Origin of the sequence: Bordetella sp. N (assembly GCF_001433395.1) — a bacterium.
Classification (GTDB): domain Bacteria; phylum Pseudomonadota; class Gammaproteobacteria; order Burkholderiales; family Burkholderiaceae_B; genus Bordetella_C.
In genome coordinates this window covers 4947576-4963422 of the sequence record NZ_CP013111.1, presented here as the reverse complement: position 1 = coordinate 4963422, position 15847 = coordinate 4947576, and the positions used below count along the sequence as shown (strand labels likewise).

Sequence of the window (15847 nt, the reverse complement as noted above, 5' to 3'; positions counted from 1 at the left end):
CACGCCGATGTCCGGGCGACCATGCACCCGTCGCAGCGCCGCTGCGCGCGTTGCGCCCTGCGTCTGGGATGGGCCATGCCGGACTGCCCGGATTGCGCGCGGCGGCCGCCGGCCTATGACCGGATCGTGGCGGGCTGCGACTACGAGGCGCCGGCGGATCTGCTGATCCGCCGCTTCAAGGGAGAGCGCCGCTTCGCGCTGGCCGGCCCGCTGGCGGGCTTGATCCTGGACTCCCTGGCCCAGCCGGACGCGCCGGAGCGGCCACCGTCTGCCGTGCTGGTGCCGGTGCCGGCCGCGCGTGCCTCGCTGCGCCTGCGCGGTTTCAATCCCGCTGGGGAAATCGCGCGCGCCTTGGCCCAGGCCACGGGTGTGCCGCTGCGTCCTGCCTGGTTGCGGCGCGTGGCGGAGGGGCCGCGCCAGGCTTCCCTGGACAGTGCCGCGCGGCTGGCGGGGGTGAGCCAGGCCTATGCGTGTCCGGCGCCTGTACCGCCCTGCACGGTGCTGCTGGTGGACGACGTGATGACCACCGGCGCCACGCTCGATGCCGCCGCGCGCGCCCTGCGCGGGGCCGGGGCAAGCGCCGTCATCGGCCTGGTGGCCATGCGTGCGCCGGCCGAGGATGGCGGCATGCTGGCACAATATCGCCTGCCTTAACGCCTTCCATCCCAATGTTCCACGTCATCCTCGTCCACCCTGAAATTCCGCCCAATACGGGCAATGCGATACGGCTGTGCGCCAATACGGGCTCACAGCTGCATCTGGTGGAGCCTTTGGGCTTCGAGCTGGACGATGCGCGCCTGCGTCGCGCGGGGCTGGATTATCACGAGTGGCAGCCGATGAAGGTACACAAGACCCTGGAAGACGCCCTGGCCGCTACCGGCGCCGCGTCGGAGCGCATCTACGCCCTGACCACGCGGGGTGCGCGTCCCATTGTGGAAATGGCTTTCCAGCCGGGGGATGTGTTCGTCTTCGGCCGCGAGACGGCGGGTTTGTCGGAAGAAGACCTGCGCCTGTTCGGGCCTTCCCAACGTTTGCGCCTGCCGATGGTGGAGGGGCAACGGAGCCTCAACCTGTCCAACGCCGTCGCCGTCACGATCTTCGAAGCCTGGCGCCAAAACAACTACGCCGGCGGAAGTTGAGGTCCCCCCGTACCGCGCGCGGCGCGGCCCCCCAGGGGGCGGCACTGGCGGACCGGAAGGAAACGCCCACCCCAGCGTGCTACGCACGCCCCCCTCAAGGGGCGGCACTGGCGGACCGGCAAAGCCGGCTCCGCTGTGCCCTGGGTACAAAATGCCTGTGCTTTGCACAGGCATTTTCCTTTGCGGTGCCATCGCGGATGGCTCGTTAAACTATGCCCACAATAAAAAAAGCCTGTGCATTGCACAGGCTTTTTTTTCTTTCCGCGCGTAGCGCGGCCCCTGACGAGGCCTGTCAGTCCAGCGACAAATTCAATTTTTCAATGACCTTGTCCCAGCGCGCCTTCTCGTCGCGCATACGAGTCGTCAACTCGGCAGGCGACGACGGCGCCGGCGTGAAGTACTGCACGGCCATCAGCTTGCGGATCTTGTCGCTGTCGATGATCCGCGCCAATTCGCTGTTCAGGCGCTCGATGACCAGGCTGGGCGTCCCGGCCGGCACCAGCACCGCATCCCAGGAAATCGCCTCGAAGCCGGGATAGCCCTGCTCGGCCAGGGTGGGCACATCAGGCAGCACTGGCGAACGCTGCAGGCTGGTCACCCCCAGGATCTTGACGCGCCCGTCGCGCGTCTGCGGCATGGCGATGGCCGGCACCATGAAGCCGGCCTGGATGTCGCCACCGATGATGGCGCCGATCACCTGCGGAAAACCGGCATAGGGAATGTGGATCAGATCCAGCCCGGCCTGGCTCTTGAACATCTCCATGGCCAGCTGCGACGCACTGCCCGGGCCTACCGAACCGTAATTCAAAGCCCCCGGCCGCTCGCGCGTGGTGCTGACGAACTGGGCCAGGTCCTTGACGTTGAGGTCGCCCGGCACGGCCAGCACGTTGGGGCTGGTGGCCACCAGGGTCACCGGAGCCAGGTCGACGAAGGGGTCATAGCCCAGCGTCTTCTTGTACAAGGTGGGCGCCGTGGTCAACGGGCCGTTGATGGTGAACAGCACCGTGTAGCCGTCCGGCTTGGCCTGCGCGGCCATGCGGGTACCGATGTTGCCGCCGGCGCCCGGCTTGTTCTCGACGATGATGGGCTGGCCCAGGGCCTGCGACAGCGGCTCGGACACCATGCGCGCCAGCAGGTCCGGCGACGAACCCGCCGGGAAGGGCACGATCAGGGCGATCGGGCGGCTCGGCCACTCGGCCTTGGCCGGTCCGCCGGCCGCCAGCACGAGAAAACTGGCCAGACCCAGGCAAAGGCCACGCAGGCGCTTGCCGAGCTTGAGACGTTCGGGGGACGTCATATCGGGTATCTCCAAGAGTTTTATGAGTATAGGAAATCGGTGGCCGCGCGCCTCAGTCGGGCGCGCGCAGCTCGCCACCTTCGTGGCGGGCGTCCCGCGCCAGCAAGGTGGACACGGCCGTCATCGGCGCGACGCCTTCGAACAGCACCGCGCACACCGCCGCCGTGATGGGCAGGTCGACATTCAGCGCGGCGGCACGCGCCAGCGCCGCGCGGGCCGCATGGGCGCCTTCCGCCGTCATGCCGCCGGCCAGGACTTCTTCCAGCTTGCGGCCGCCGCCGATTTCCAGGCCCACGCGCCGGTTGCGCGACAGGTCCCCGGTGGCGGTCAGCACCAGATCGCCCAGGCCGGTCAGGCCGGCGAAGGTGTCGGCGCGGGCGCCCAAGGCGACGCCGAAACGGCTCATTTCCGCCAGGCCGCGCGTGATCAGCGCGGCGCGGGCATTGGTGCCCAGCCGCAAGCCGTCGGACACGCCGCAGGCAATGGCGATGATGTTCTTCAAGGCGCCGCCCACTTCCACGCCGACGACGTCGTCGCCCGCGTAGACGCGCACCGCGCCGCCGTGCAGCGCAGTGGTGGTGCGACGACATACATCGGGGTCATCGCTGGCGATGGTCAGTCCCACGGGCAGGCCCTGGGCAACTTCGCGCGCGAAGGACGGGCCCGACAGGACGCCCACGCGCAGGCCGGGCAGGCCCGCCAGGGTGTCGCGGACAATTTCATGGGGCAGGCGGCCGTCGTGCTTTTCGAAACCTTTACAGGTCCAGACGATGTGGGGCAGCGGGCCGGTCAAGGTGGGCAACAGCGTCAGCAGCGCCTGGCAGATGTCGGCCAGGCCGGCCACCGGCACGCCCAGGATGATCAGGGGCTCGGCGCCGCCGGTCTGGCCGGCGGGGGTGTCCAGAAACTGCAGCGCTTGCGCCAGATCGGCGGTCACGGCCAATCCGGCGGGCAAAGAAACGCCCGGCAGATACCGGGCGTTTTCGCGCGCCGCCGCGATGGCGGCGGCCTGGTCGGGCTGGCGCGCCCACAGCATGGTGGGGTGGCGGCGCGCCGCCACCGCCGCCAGGGCGGTGCCCCAGCTGCCGGCGCCCAGCACCGCCACGCGGGGGGTAGCGGCGGCCACGTCCGGTTTATTGCCGGGTGGCATTGGGCGGCAGGATGATGCCGGAGTCATTGCCGTTGGCTTCGCCGCCTTGCTGTTGCTGGGCGAACTCGGCCAGGCGCTGTTCGTACAGGGCCTGGAAGTTGACTTCGGCCAGGTGCACGGGGGGCAGCGAGGTACGGGTGATGGCGTCAGCCAAGTTGGCGCGCAGATAGGGGTACAGCATGGTCGGGCAGACGATGCCCAACAGCGGATCCATCTGGTCTTCCGGGATGTTCGACAGTTCGAAAATGCCGGCCTGCGTGGCTTCGACCAGGTACAGGACCTTGTCGTTGATGCGCGTGGTCACCGTGCTGGTAACGGTCGATTCGAAGATGGTCTCGGCCAGGCGTTGGCCGCCGACGTTGATGCTGACTTCGACTTGCGGCGTTTCCTGTTCCAGGAACACGTGCGGCGCGTTCGGCATTTCCAGCGACAGGTCTTTGAGGTAGACGCGCTGGAGATTGAACGACGGCTGGTTGGTTTGGTCCTGATCGGCCATGAAATTTCCTGGTGGATGGGGTGAGTGTTGCTTGCGATAGCGACGCGTAGCGCCGCCTTTGTATGGGGTAAGACAGGTGGGTCAGGCGGCCAGCATGGGAACCAGCTTGCCGGCCCGGTCGAGCGCCTGCAGGTCGTCACAGCCGCCCACATGGTCTTCGCCGATATAGATCTGCGGTACCGTGCGGCGGCCCGTGCGCTGCATCATGATCTCGCGCTGGGCGGGGTCCTGGTCAATGAGGATTTTCTCGATCTGCTCGACACCGCGTTGCTTCAGCAGCGACTCGGCGCGCGTGCAGTAGGGGCAATACCCGGTTGCGTACATCACGACTTTCTTCATTTTGCTTCTCTTGCCTTACCGTGGGATGAAGCGGGGATGGTTCAAGCCCGCTGAGTAACAGGAAGGCCGGCATCGCTCCAGGCCTTCATGCCGCCGGCGAGGGCCACCACGTCGGCGAAACCGGCGGCGCGCAGTGCCGCCACGGACTTGCCGGCATCGCGCCCGAGCTGGCTGACGACGACCAGCGGTTTGTTCTTGGGCAGCGAGGCAGCCTTCTTCTCGATGTCGCCGGCTGGCACGCTGCGTGCCTGGGCGATGTGGCCAGCCTGAAACTGCTCGATCGTACGGATGTCTACCCAAACGGCCTGGCGTTGGTTGATCATCTGGATGGCTTCAGCGGTGCTGACGCCGCCTGAGCTACCCTTGCGGGTGGCCATCAGCAGCATGACGCCGGAAACCACCGCGACCGCGAGGATGAAGATGTTGTTCTGGCTCAGCAAAAAGTGCACGAAATCCACGGAAGGTCCTGATTTATCACGGTTTATCCGCGATATTCGATCGCGGAAGACGGCCCTGCGACCCCGTTCTGCGGCCGTGCCGGGAAGGGATGTCAGCGGAGTACAAGCCGGCAATTATAAAATGAGCGCCAACTGCGGTTTTTTCAACTTCCATTTCTAGTGATCCCACCATGCATAAACTCGTTCTGATGCGCCACGGCGAAAGCCAGTGGAATCTGGAAAACCGTTTCACGGGCTGGACCGACGTGGACCTGACCGAGAAGGGTCGTGCCGAGGCGCGCGCCGCCGGTGAGCTGCTCAAGAAGGAAGGCTTTGTCTTCGACGTCGCCTTCACGTCGGTGCTCAAGCGCGCCATCCGCACCCTGTGGATCGCCCTGGATGCCATGGACGCCATGTACACCCCCGTGGGCAACAGCTGGCGCCTGAACGAGCGCCACTACGGTGCTCTGCAGGGCCTGAACAAGGCCGAGACCGCCGCTAAATTCGGCGACGAGCAGGTTTTGATCTGGCGCCGTGCCTATGCCATCGCCCCCGATCCCATCGCCCAGGACGACGAGCGCCACCCGCGCTTCGACAGCCGCTACGCCAAGGTGCCGGCCGACCAGCTGCCCGCCACCGAGTGCCTGCAGGACACCGTGGCCCGCGTGCTGCCGTTCTGGAACGAATCGATCGCCCCCGCCATCAAGGCCGGCCGCCGCGTGCTGGTGGCCGCGCACGGCAACAGCCTGCGCGCGCTGATCAAGCATCTGGACAATATCTCGGACGACGATATCGTCGGCGTGAACGTCCCCACGGGCCAGCCGCTGGTCTATGAGCTGGACGACGACCTGCGCCCCATCCGCCATTATTACCTGGGCGATCCGGCGGAAATCGAGGCCGCGATGGCCGCGGTCGCCGCGCAAGGCAAGGCGAAGAAGGCCTGATAGTGGCGCGTCTGGCTGCATGTCTGGTTTGGTCGGCCGCCCTGGCGCTGCCGGCCACCACCGCCTGGGCCGCGCCCGCGGACCTGGAGCAACGCCAGACCGAGGCGCAGCGCCAGCAATCGGCGCTGCGCGATCGTATTCAAACGCTGCAGAAGACCATCGAGGACCGCGAGTCGGACCGCAAGGAAGCTGCCGACGCGCTGCGCGGGTCGGAAACGGCCATTTCGCAGATCAACCGCCGCCTGGCCGAGCTGAACGAGCAGAGCCGCCAGGCCAAGGCTGACCTGGCCAGCCTGGAAAAGCAGTTGGCCAGCCAGCAGGAAGTGCTGGCGCAGCGGCGCGCCGAGCTGGCGCGCCAACTGCGCGCGCAGTACACCAGCGGCCTGTCCCCCTGGACGGCGCTGCTGTCCGGCGACGATCCTCAACAATTGGGCCGCAATCTGGCCTATCTCGATTACGTTTCACAGGCCCGCACCCAAACGGTGCAGGCGCTGCGGGAAGATCTCGACCGCCTGGCCCAGTTGCAGGGCCGCGCCGACGCCCGCCGGGCCGAAATCGACAAGGTGGTCGCGGAAACGGCTGAGCAGAAGGGCGCCCTGGTGGCGCAGCAGAAGGAGCGCGCCACCGTGCTGGCGCGCATCGAAGGGCAGATCAACGCCCAACGCGAGGAAGCCACCAAGCTGGGCCGCGACGATCAGCGCATGGGTCGTCTGATCGACGACCTGCAGTCCGCCATCGAAAAGCAGGCCGAGGAAGCGCGGCAGGCGGAAGAGGCTCGCCGCAAGGCCGAGGAAGCCCGCCGCCAGGCCGAAGCCGAGGCCGCCCGCAAGGCGGACGAAGCGCGCCGCAAGGCGCAGGATGACGCCCGCCGCAAGGCCGACGAGGCGAAACGTACGGCCGAGCAGGCCGAACGCACCGCCAAGCTGGCCCGCCGGGCGCAGGAACAGAAGGACGCGGCGCAGGCCCGCGAGCAGGCCGAGGCCGCCGCCCGCCGCGACGCCGCCACGGCCGCGACAGCTGCGCGTCAGGCGGCCGAAGCCGAAGCCGCCGCCAAAGATGCAGGCAGGCCAGTGGCGCGCGGGAACTTGGAGGGGCTCAATCCCGTCCAACCAGCACGCCAGGCGCCGGTGGCGGCTCGCCCGCAACCGCCGGCCGGCCAGGGCTTGCGGCGCGGCTTGCCGATGCCGGTAAGCGGCGCCACCATCCAGGGCCGGTTCGGCCTGGGCCGCCCCGACGGCGGCACCTGGCGCGGTATCGTGCTGCGGGCTTCCGAGGGCGCCCCGGTGCATGCGGTGGCGCCGGGTACTGTGGTTTACGCCAATTGGCTGCGCGGGTTCGGCAACCTCATCATCGTGGACCACGGTCAGCAATTTTTAACCGTATACGCTTATAACCAGAGCCTGCTCAAACAGGTGGGCGACCGCGTGGCGGGTGGCGAGGCCATCGCCACGGTGGGCGCCACGGGCGGCCAAGTGGAATCGGGCCTATACTTTGAAGTTCGGCATAGTGGCGCGCCAGTGGATCCAGCCCTTTGGTTGGCCCAGTAAGAGCGTTCGGCAAACCAAATTCAGGATGTGTGCATGGGCACTCGCAAGTATCGCAGTTTCGGTCTGGTATCCGTCGGCGTCGTTGCCGGCGTGCTGCTCAGTGTCGGTGTCACCGCTGTCGCACAACGCGGCAGCCCCCTGCCTCTGGATGAATTGCGCGCGCTGACGAATGTCTTCGGCGCCATCAAGAACAACTACGTCGAACCCGTCGACGACAAGACTCTGATCAACAATGCCATCTCCGGCATGGTGTCGGGTCTGGATCCCCACTCCGCCTACCTGGATGCTGACGCGTATCGCGACATGCAGACGCAGACCCAGGGCGAATTCGGCGGCCTGGGCATCGAAGTCGGCGCCGAGGACGGCTTCGTCAAGGTCATCTCGCCCATCGAAGACACCCCGGCCGCACGCGCCGGCGTGCTGGCGGGCGACCTGATCACCAAGATCGACGACACGTCCACCAAGGGCATGGCCTTGAACGATGCGGTCAAGCTGATGCGCGGCGCGCCGAAGTCGCCGATCCGCCTGACCATCCTGCGCGCCAACCAGCCGCAGCCCATCGTGCTGACCATCGTGCGCGACGTCATCAAGGTGCGCAGCGTGCGCAGCAAGATGCTGGACGACGGCGTGGCCTACGTGCGCGTCGCCCAATTCCAGGAAAAGACCGGTTCCGACCTGGCGCGCCAGTTGACGGAACTGGGCGCCAAGCAGCCGCCCAAGTATCTGGTGCTGGACCTGCGCAATGACCCGGGTGGCCTGCTGACCAGCGCCATCGGCGTGGCCGGCGCCTTCCTGCCCAGCGATGCGCTGGTGGTGTCCACCGACGGCCGTACGCCGGACGCGCGCCACAAGTACGCGGCTACCCCGTCGGAATATGCCCGCGGCGAAAGCAACTACCTGTCCGGCTTGCCGGCCTGGGTCAAGACCGTGCCGATGGTGGTGCTGGTCAACGTGGGCTCGGCGTCCGCGTCGGAAATCGTGGCCGGCGCGCTGCAGGACCACAAGCGCGCCAAGGTCATGGGCAACCGCACCTTCGGCAAGGGCTCGGTGCAGGTCATCCTGCCGCTGACCGAAGATACGGCGATCAAGCTGACCACGTCGCGTTACTTCACGCCCAATGGTCGTTCGATCCAGGCAACCGGCATCGTGCCGGATACCATCGTGGCCGACACCGCCGAAGGCGACCTGTTCCGCTTGCCGCGTGAAGCCGACCTGCAGCATCACTTGAACAACCCGCTCGACAAGACCGAGATCAAGTCCAATGCCGCCGAGATCACCGGCACGATGCCCGCCAAGATCTTCGAATTCGGCGGCAAGGACGACTTCCAGCTCAAGCAGGCCATCAACGCGCTGCAAGGCAAGCCGATCGAGAAGGCCACGCCGCGCACGGCTTCGGCCCAGGATGCCAAGGACGCTACCGCGGCCGCGGCCAAGGCCGGCGCCTCCGCACCGTCGGGCCCGACCGAACGCATGACCATCACCCCTGATGGAGTGCAGCCTTCCAAGGCCAAATGAACGACCAGCAGTTACTGCGTTACGCGCGTCATATCCTGCTCGACGAGCTGGGTATCGAGGGCCAGGAAGCTTTCCTGGGCGCGCGGGCGCTGGTGGTAGGGGCCGGCGGACTGGGTTCGCCGGCAGCCATGTACCTGGCCAGCGCCGGCGTCGGCCACATCGTGCTGGCCGACGACGACACCGTCGAACTCAGCAATCTGCAGCGCCAGCTGCTGCACTCCACCGACCGCCTGGGTCAGGCCAAGGTGGCTTCGGGGCGCGTCACGCTACAGGCGCTCAATCCCGAGGTCGACGTGCAGGCCATCGAGCGCCGCCTGCTCGATACGGACCTGGATGAACAGGTCGCCGCCGCCGACGTGGTGCTCGATTGCTCCGACAACTTCACCACCCGCCATCAGATCAACCGCGCCTGCGTGCGGCATCACAAACCTCTGGTGTCCGGCGCCGCCATCCGCTTCGACGGGCAGATCGGGGTGTTCGATCTGCGTGACAGCGCGGCGCCCTGCTACCACTGCCTGTTCCCCGAAGAAGCCGACGATGTCGAAGAGGCCAATTGCGCCACCATGGGCGTGTTCGCACCCCTGGTCGGCATCATCGGCAGCATGCAGGCCGCCGAGGCGCTGAAGGTGCTGGCGGGTTTGGGCACCACCTTGTCGGGACGCTTGCTGCATCTGGACGTGCTGACCATGCAGTGGCGCAGCATGAACGTACCGCGCGACCACGAATGCGCCGTGTGCGCGTCCCGGTGACGATTTCCAGCGGTGGCCAACCGCAAAACTAGATCCATAACCAGGCCGAGACCATGACCAAGAACATCGCTTCCCAACTCGTCGAGGCGCTTGGCGCCGACGTCGTCACCGTCGATCCCGCGGGCATCGCGCCCTGGTTGTCCGACTGGCGTGGCATCTACACCGGTCATGCCCAGGCGGTCGTGCGGCCGCGTACCGTCGAGCAAGTGTCGCGTTGCCTGGCCTTGTGCCAGCACGTCGGCGTGCCGGTGGTGCCGCGCGGCGGCAATACCGGCCTGTGCGGCGGCGCCACGCCGGATGACTCGGCCGACAACGTGATCCTGTCGCTCGATCGCATGAACGCCGTGCGCTCGCTCGACACGGTGGCGAATACGCTGGTGGCGGAAGCGGGCTGCATCCTGGGCAATCTGCGCCGCACAGCGCAAGACGCGGGGCGCCTGCTGCCCCTCAGCCTGGCGGCGGAAGATTCCTGCCAGATCGGTGGCAACCTGGCCACCAACGCCGGCGGCGTCAACGTGGTGCGCTATGGCATGACGCGCGAGCTGGTGCTGGGCGTGGAAGCGGTGCTGCCCAATGGCGAGGTCTTCCATGGCCTGCGGCCCTTGCGCAAGGACAACACCGGCTATGACCTCAAGCAACTGTTGATCGGTTCCGAAGGCACTTTGGGCGTGATCACGGCAGTGTCGCTACGCCTGCTGCCACGCGCGGACGTGCGCTCGGTGGTGCTGGCGGCCGTGTCTTCCTCGCAGCAGGCCTTGCAGCTGTTCGAACTGTTGTACGGCCAGTGCGGCGCGCGCCTGCAGGCCTTCGAATTCTTCACGGGCGATTGCGTCGACCTGGTGTTGACGCATGCCGCCGGCGTGCAGGAACCCTTCGCGCAACGCTATCCGGCCTATGTGCTGGTGGAGCTGGCGGACAGCGTCGACGAGAACGGCCTGAACGCCATGCTGGAATCCGTCATGGGCCAGGCGCTGGAAAAGGAGTTGTGCCTGGACGCGGTGGTGTCGGCGTCCTTGAGCCAGTTGCAGGCGCTGTGGAAACTGCGCGAAGAAATCTCCGAAGCGCAACGCGCCGATGGTCCGCACCTGAAGCACGATATCTCGCTGCCGATCGAGGACATCCCCGCGTTCATGGTGTCCTGCGAAAAGCGCCTGCAGGCGGTCGATGCCGGCGTGCGCCCCTTCATCTTCGGGCACTTCGGCGACGGTAATCTGCACTACAACATCTCGCGCCCCGCCGGCGCGCCGCGCACGTGGGCGGCCGAACAGGGCGAGGCCATCACCGCAGAAGTGATGGACGAGGTCATGCGCTACAACGGCAGCATCAGCGCCGAGCATGGCATCGGCCAGCTCAAGCGTGAATACTTCCATCGCTACAAGCATCCCCTGGAGCTGCGCCTGATGCAGGACATCAAGAAGCTGCTGGATCCCGCGGGGATCATGAACCCGGGCAAGCTGCTGTAGGTGGCCGGGCGCCGGTAGTCGCTAACCGGTAGCGGTAGGCGGTAGCCGGGGCAGCTGCCGCCGTCCGCGGGCCTGGGGCCTGGCTCAGGGCTCGATCGGCGGCAGCTCGTTTTCGATCAGGGCCAGCGCCGCGCGCAGGGTCTGCGCGTAGCGCGCTTTCTCGGCGGCGATGGTTTCCGGCGTCCATTTGAAGAAGCCTTCACCGGTCTTCATGCCCAGCTTGCCGGCGGCGACGCGCTCGGTCAGCACCGGGAAAGGCCCATCGGCCTTCGACAGCGAAGGATAGGTGGTCGTCGTGGCGGCGCAATGGACTTCCAGGCCCGCATGGTCCCGTTGCAGGATGGGACCCGCCGCCAGGAAGCGGAAGCCGAAACCGAAACGCACGGCGGCATCGACGTCTTCCGCGCTGGCCACGCCGTCCTGCACCAGGGCGAAGGCTTCGCGCGTCAAGGCATGCTGCAGGCGGTTGCCGAGAAAACCCGGCACGTCCTTGCGCACCAGCACCGGCACCATGCCGCAACGGCGCATGAAGGCGTACAAGGCATCGCCCAGCGCCGGATCGCTGGCGGACGACAGCACCACCTCGACCAGCGGCACCAGATGGGCCGGCATGAAGAAATGCAGGCCCAGCATGCGTTCGCGCGAGGGCAGGTCCACGCCGATCTGGCTGATGGGGAAGCTGGAGCTGTTGCTGGCCAGCAAGGCTTCAGCCGGCGCCAGCTTGACGAGGTCCGCGAACAGCGCCTGCTTCAGCGGCAAGGACTCCGGTATGCATTCGATGACCAGACGCACATCGGGCCACGTCACGTCGTCCAGGGTCGCCGCCACCGCGACACCCGCGGCATGCTGTTCCAGCCCGCGCTGCGCCAGGTTGGCGCGCACGCTGTCGAGGATGCCCGCATGGCGCGCGGTGTCGCGCTCGACCACCGTGACGCGGCAGGTGGCGCGTGCCAGCACCACGGCGACGTCCGCGCCCATGGTGCCGCCGCCCACGACGACGGCATGGCAGGCGGAAGGGGCGGGCAGGGTGGCTGGGCTCATGGTGGTCTCCGGATGATGGTTTTTGATATGGCAAAAAATCGTGGGCGCGCGCGCTGTGATTGCGGGCGCGCGGATCAGCTCGCGGGCGGTTCGGCCAGGTGGCGGTTGGCCGCCAGATACGCGTCACGCGACGGCCGCAGATGGGCGCGGCACAGCTCGACCAGATCGTCGCGGCGGCCTTCGCGCAGGGCTTCTATCATGGCCCAGTGCTCATGGCGGGCCTGACGCCGATACTCGGACGTCACCAGCGTGCCGAAGCGGATGGGATGGGTCTGGCGCGCATATTCCTGGATGGCGCGCACCAGCACGCCATTGCCGCACATGCCGAACAGCGCCTGGTGGAAGCGCAGGTTGTTGCGGAACACCGCGCGCGGATCTTCGGCGTCGACCGCGGTGTCGTGCTCGCGTTGAATGTCGATGAGCGCTTGCAAGGCCGCGGGCTCGGCAGGGCAGGGCACCAGCCGCGCCGCCTGCGTTTCCAGCAGTTCACGCATTTCGTACAGCTCGACCACTTCGTCCGGCGCGAAGGACCGCACTTCGGACCCGATGTTCTTGCGCCGCTCCGCCAGGCCCAGCCGCGCCAGTTCCACCAGCAGCTCGCGCACCGCGTGGCGCTTCAGGTCGAAGCGCTGCATCAGATCGTCTTCGATCAGGCGTTCACGCGGATGCAGGCGGCCCAGCACGATGTCTTCTTCCAGCGCCTGCACGGCCCGTTCCAATGCCGTCTGGGTGACGGGGGGGACGGGATCGGGCAGGGCGGCAAGGCGAGACATGGTCTATCAGGTGAGGCGACAAAAAAGCGCTGTAGAAAAGGGATCGACGTGGAACGATCAACGTGAAGGGATCAATGGGACGAGGTTAGCGTGATTCCGGGATTTTCCCGCGAATCGCGGCGGCTCGCAAAAAGTCGAAGTCGACACCCTGATCGGCCTGGGTCACCGATTGCAGGAACAGCTTGCGATAGCCGCGCTCCGCGGTGGGCGCCTCGCGCGGCTGCGCGGCCGCGCGGCGCGCCAGTTCCGCATCGTCCACCAGCAAGGTGATCTCGCGGTTGGCCACGCTCAGGCGGATGCGGTCGCCGCTTTGCACATAGGCCAGCGGCCCGCCCACGGCGGACTCCGGCGTCACGTGCAGCACGATGGTGCCGGCCGCCGTGCCGCTCATGCGGCCATCGGAAATGCGCACCATGTCCTTCACGCCGGCCTTGGCCAGCTTGCGCGGGATCGGCATGTAGCCGGCTTCGGGCATGCCCGGCGCGCCTTTCGGACCGATCATCTTGAGCACCAGGATGTCGTCGGCATTGACGTCCAGGTCGGGATCGTCGACACGCTGCGCCAGGTCTTCGGCGTTCTCGAACACCACCGCGCGGCCTTCGTGCTCCATCAGCGCCGGCGCGGCGGCCGACTGTTTGATGATGGCGCCGCCCGGCGCCAGATTGCCCTTCAGCACCGCGATGCCGCCCTGCGGATAGATCGGCTGCGCGAAGGGACGGATGACGTCTTGCACGAAAGGCGCCGGCGCGGCGTCCAGTTCCTCGCCCAGGGTGCGGCCCGTCACCGTCAGCGCGTCCAGATGCAGCAGGGGGCGCAGCTCGCGCAACAGGGCCTGCATGCCGCCGGCCTTGTGGAAGTCTTCCATATAGTGCTGGCCGGACGGCTTCAGGTCCACCAGCACGGGGGTTTCGCGGCTGATCGCGTCGACACGGGGCAGGTCGACCTCGAAGCCCATGCGGCCGGCAATGGCCGTCAAGTGGATGATGCCGTTGGTCGATCCGCCAATAGCCAGCAGCACGCGCAAGGCGTTCTCGAAGGCCTTGGCCGTCATGATGCGATCCGGCGTCAACTTGCTGCGCGCCAGCTGGACGGCGGTGGTGCCGGTGACTTCCGCCACGCGCACGCGATCGGCCGTCACCGCGGGCGCCGACGCGCCGCCGGGCACCATCATGCCCAAGGCTTCGGTGATGCAGGCCATGGTGCTGGCCGTGCCCATCACCGAGCAGGTGCCGACGCTGCCGACCAGGCGGTTGTTGACGTCGACGATTTCCTCGTCGTCGATCTCCTCGGCGCGGTACTTGCCCCAATAGCGGCGGCAATCGGTGCAGGCGCCGACGCGTTCGCCACGGTGGGAGCTGGTCAGCATCGAGCCGGTGACCAGTTCGATGGCGGGCACGTTGGCCGACGCCGCGCCCATCAACTGGGCCGGCACCGTCTTGTCACAGCCGCCGATCATCACCACCGCGTCCATGGGCTGCGCCAGGATGGCTTCCTCGGTGTCCATGGACATCAGGTTGCGCAGATACATGCTGGTGGGCGCGGAAAAACTTTCGTGGACGGAAATCGTGGGGAAATCCATCGGCAGGCCGCCCGCCATCAGCACGCCCCGCTTGACCGCCTCGATCAGCTGCGGGGCATTGCCATGACAGGGGTTGTACGCGCTGCCGGTATTGACGATGCCGATCACCGGGCGGTCGAGGGCATGGTCGGTGTAGCCGGCGCCTTTGATGAAGGCCTTGCGCAGGAACAGGGAAAAGCCTTCATCGCCATAGCTGGTCAGGCCTTTGCGCATGCCCTTGGGATCGTTTTTATCGCTCATCGTCAGTCTCTCAAGATTATCGATAATAATGTTGACGATAGTATCATCAACTTTCTATGATGGTCGTTCATAAATGCGGGCCCACCACGAGGCGCGCGATAAAACGGAGACAAGACCATGCGTATCAACCGCGGGCAGTTCCTGCGCGTCCTTGCTTGTACTGGTGTCCTGGCGGTAGTGGCCGCGCCGCTGGCCGCGCAGGCGGCCGGCTATCCCGACAAACCCATCCGCCTGATCGTGCCCTATCCGCCTGGAGGCGCCACCGACGTGATCGGCCGCGTCGCCGCCCAGGCGCTGGGCCACGAACTGAATCAATCGGTGGTGGTGGAGAACCGCGCGGGCGCCACCGGCAACATCGGGGCCGCGGCGGTGGCCGCCGCCCCGCCCGACGGCTATACGTTGCTGATGGGCGCGCTGACCAGCCACTCCATCAACGCCGCGCTGTACGGCAGCAAGGTGCCCTACGACCTGCAGAAGAGCTTCGCGCCGGTGTCCATGCTGGGCCGCGTGCCGCTGGTCTTCGTGGTCAATCCGCAGGTGCCGGCCAAGAACCTGCAGGAACTCATCGCCCTGGCCAAATCCAAGCCGGGACAGCTGACCTTCGCGTCGTCCGGCAATGGGTCGCCGCAGCATCTGGCCGGTGAGCTGTTCAAGGTGGCGGCCGGGGTGGACATGCTGCATGTGCCCTATCGCGGCAGCGGCCCGGCGATGACCGACCTGGTCGGTGGCCAGGTGCTGACCATGATCGAAACCGCGCCTGCCGCCCAGCCGCAGATCAAGGGAGGCAATCTGCGTCCGCTGGCGGCCGCGTCGGCCAAGCGCATTCCTACCTTGCCCGATCTGCCCACCGCGTCGGAGGCCGGCCTGCAGGGCTTCGAGGTCAGCTCCATGTTCGGCATCCTGGCGCCCGCCGGCACGCCGCCCGCCGTGATCGACAAGCTCAACGGGGCGTTGAAGAAGGTGTTGTCCAGCGACGCGGTGAAGGCGCAGATGCTGGAGCAGGGCGTGATCGCCGAATATGCCACCCCGCAAGGCACGGGGCAGGAGATCAAGGCCGAGATCGACAAATGGACCATGGTGATCCAGAAGGCGAACATCAAGGGCGATTGACGCTGCGTGCGCGGGCAGCGCCAGCGCC

Annotated in this window: 16 protein-coding genes; 8 read left to right on the top strand and 8 right to left on the bottom strand. The window is 67.0% G+C overall.

Annotated features, from left to right (window positions below):
- The first annotated feature begins 21 nt into the window (after window positions 1-21).
- Window positions 22-654: a ComF family protein gene (locus ASB57_RS21355; RefSeq protein WP_057654035.1), complete on the top strand. Its 633-nt coding sequence runs from the start codon at window positions 22-24 to the stop codon at window positions 652-654.
- A 14-nt stretch (window positions 655-668) separates the two neighbouring features.
- On the top strand, window positions 669-1139 hold the full coding sequence (locus ASB57_RS21350; protein WP_057654034.1) for a tRNA (cytidine(34)-2'-O)-methyltransferase: 471 nt from the start codon (window positions 669-671) through the stop codon (window positions 1137-1139).
- Window positions 1140-1431: 292 nt separating this feature from the next.
- Here the strand turns inward: ASB57_RS21350 and ASB57_RS21345 are convergent, their stop codons facing one another.
- The 5 genes from ASB57_RS21345 to ASB57_RS21325 all read right to left on the bottom strand — a co-directional run bounded on the left by ASB57_RS21345 (window position 1432) and on the right by ASB57_RS21325 (window position 4879).
- Window positions 1432-2436: a tripartite tricarboxylate transporter substrate binding protein gene (locus ASB57_RS21345; RefSeq protein ID WP_057654033.1), complete on the bottom strand. Its 1005-nt coding sequence runs from the start codon at window positions 2434-2436 to the stop codon at window positions 1432-1434.
- 52 nt (window positions 2437-2488) lie between these two features.
- On the bottom strand, window positions 2489-3586 hold the full coding sequence (locus tag ASB57_RS21340; protein WP_057654032.1) for an NAD(P)H-dependent glycerol-3-phosphate dehydrogenase: 1098 nt from the start codon (window positions 3584-3586) through the stop codon (window positions 2489-2491).
- Entirely contained in the window at window positions 3570-4082 is a 513-nt protein-coding gene (gene secB / locus ASB57_RS21335) for a protein-export chaperone SecB (RefSeq protein ID WP_057654031.1), read from the bottom strand. The genes ASB57_RS21340 and secB overlap by 17 nt, the downstream gene beginning before the upstream one ends.
- Before the next feature lie 81 nt (window positions 4083-4163).
- Window positions 4164-4421 carry a glutaredoxin 3 gene (gene grxC, locus ASB57_RS21330; RefSeq protein ID WP_057654030.1) on the bottom strand — a complete coding sequence of 86 codons (258 nt, stop codon included), beginning with the start codon at window positions 4419-4421 and terminating at the stop codon, window positions 4164-4166.
- A gap of 41 nt (window positions 4422-4462) precedes the next feature.
- Window positions 4463-4879, bottom strand: a complete 417-nt coding sequence (locus ASB57_RS21325) for a rhodanese-like domain-containing protein (protein WP_057654029.1) — start codon at window positions 4877-4879, stop codon at window positions 4463-4465.
- 170 nt (window positions 4880-5049) lie between these two features.
- Here ASB57_RS21325 and gpmA point away from each other — a divergent pair, with 170 nt between their 5' ends.
- The 5 genes from gpmA to ASB57_RS21300 are packed head-to-tail and all read left to right on the top strand — an operon-like array spanning window position 5050 to window position 11076.
- The gene (gene gpmA / locus ASB57_RS21320) at window positions 5050-5802 is read left to right on the top strand and encodes a 2,3-diphosphoglycerate-dependent phosphoglycerate mutase (protein WP_057654028.1); all 753 of its coding nucleotides are present in this window, start codon (window positions 5050-5052) and stop codon (window positions 5800-5802) included.
- 2 nt (window positions 5803-5804) lie between these two features.
- The gene (locus ASB57_RS21315; protein ID WP_082621743.1) at window positions 5805-7349 is read left to right on the top strand and encodes a murein hydrolase activator EnvC; all 1545 of its coding nucleotides are present in this window, start codon (window positions 5805-5807) and stop codon (window positions 7347-7349) included.
- A 33-nt stretch (window positions 7350-7382) separates the two neighbouring features.
- On the top strand, window positions 7383-8864 hold the full coding sequence (locus ASB57_RS21310) for a S41 family peptidase (RefSeq protein WP_057654027.1): 1482 nt from the start codon (window positions 7383-7385) through the stop codon (window positions 8862-8864).
- Window positions 8861-9613 (top strand): molybdopterin-synthase adenylyltransferase MoeB, encoded by a 753-nt coding sequence (locus ASB57_RS21305; RefSeq protein WP_057654026.1) that lies wholly within the window; start codon window positions 8861-8863, stop codon window positions 9611-9613. The genes ASB57_RS21310 and ASB57_RS21305 overlap by 4 nt, the downstream gene beginning before the upstream one ends.
- A gap of 53 nt (window positions 9614-9666) precedes the next feature.
- Window positions 9667-11076, top strand: a complete 1410-nt coding sequence (locus ASB57_RS21300; RefSeq protein ID WP_057654025.1) for an FAD-binding oxidoreductase — start codon at window positions 9667-9669, stop codon at window positions 11074-11076.
- A gap of 84 nt (window positions 11077-11160) precedes the next feature.
- Here ASB57_RS21300 and ASB57_RS21295 read toward each other — a convergent pair whose 3' ends face one another.
- From ASB57_RS21295 to ASB57_RS21285, 3 genes are all read right to left on the bottom strand, one after another.
- On the bottom strand, window positions 11161-12117 hold the full coding sequence (locus ASB57_RS21295; protein WP_057654024.1) for a 3-hydroxyacyl-CoA dehydrogenase family protein: 957 nt from the start codon (window positions 12115-12117) through the stop codon (window positions 11161-11163).
- Window positions 12118-12191: 74 nt separating this feature from the next.
- Window positions 12192-12890, bottom strand: a complete 699-nt coding sequence (locus tag ASB57_RS21290; RefSeq protein ID WP_057654023.1) for a GntR family transcriptional regulator — start codon at window positions 12888-12890, stop codon at window positions 12192-12194.
- A gap of 85 nt (window positions 12891-12975) precedes the next feature.
- Window positions 12976-14709, bottom strand: coding sequence for an IlvD/Edd family dehydratase (locus tag ASB57_RS21285; RefSeq protein WP_057654022.1), 1734 nt, complete (start codon window positions 14707-14709; stop codon window positions 12976-12978).
- A 117-nt stretch (window positions 14710-14826) separates the two neighbouring features.
- Between ASB57_RS21285 and ASB57_RS21280 the strand changes: the two genes are divergently transcribed.
- Complete coding sequence (locus tag ASB57_RS21280; RefSeq protein WP_057654021.1) at window positions 14827-15819, top strand: tripartite tricarboxylate transporter substrate binding protein; 993 nt, start codon at window positions 14827-14829, stop codon at window positions 15817-15819.
- Window positions 15820-15847: the final 28 nt, after the last annotated feature.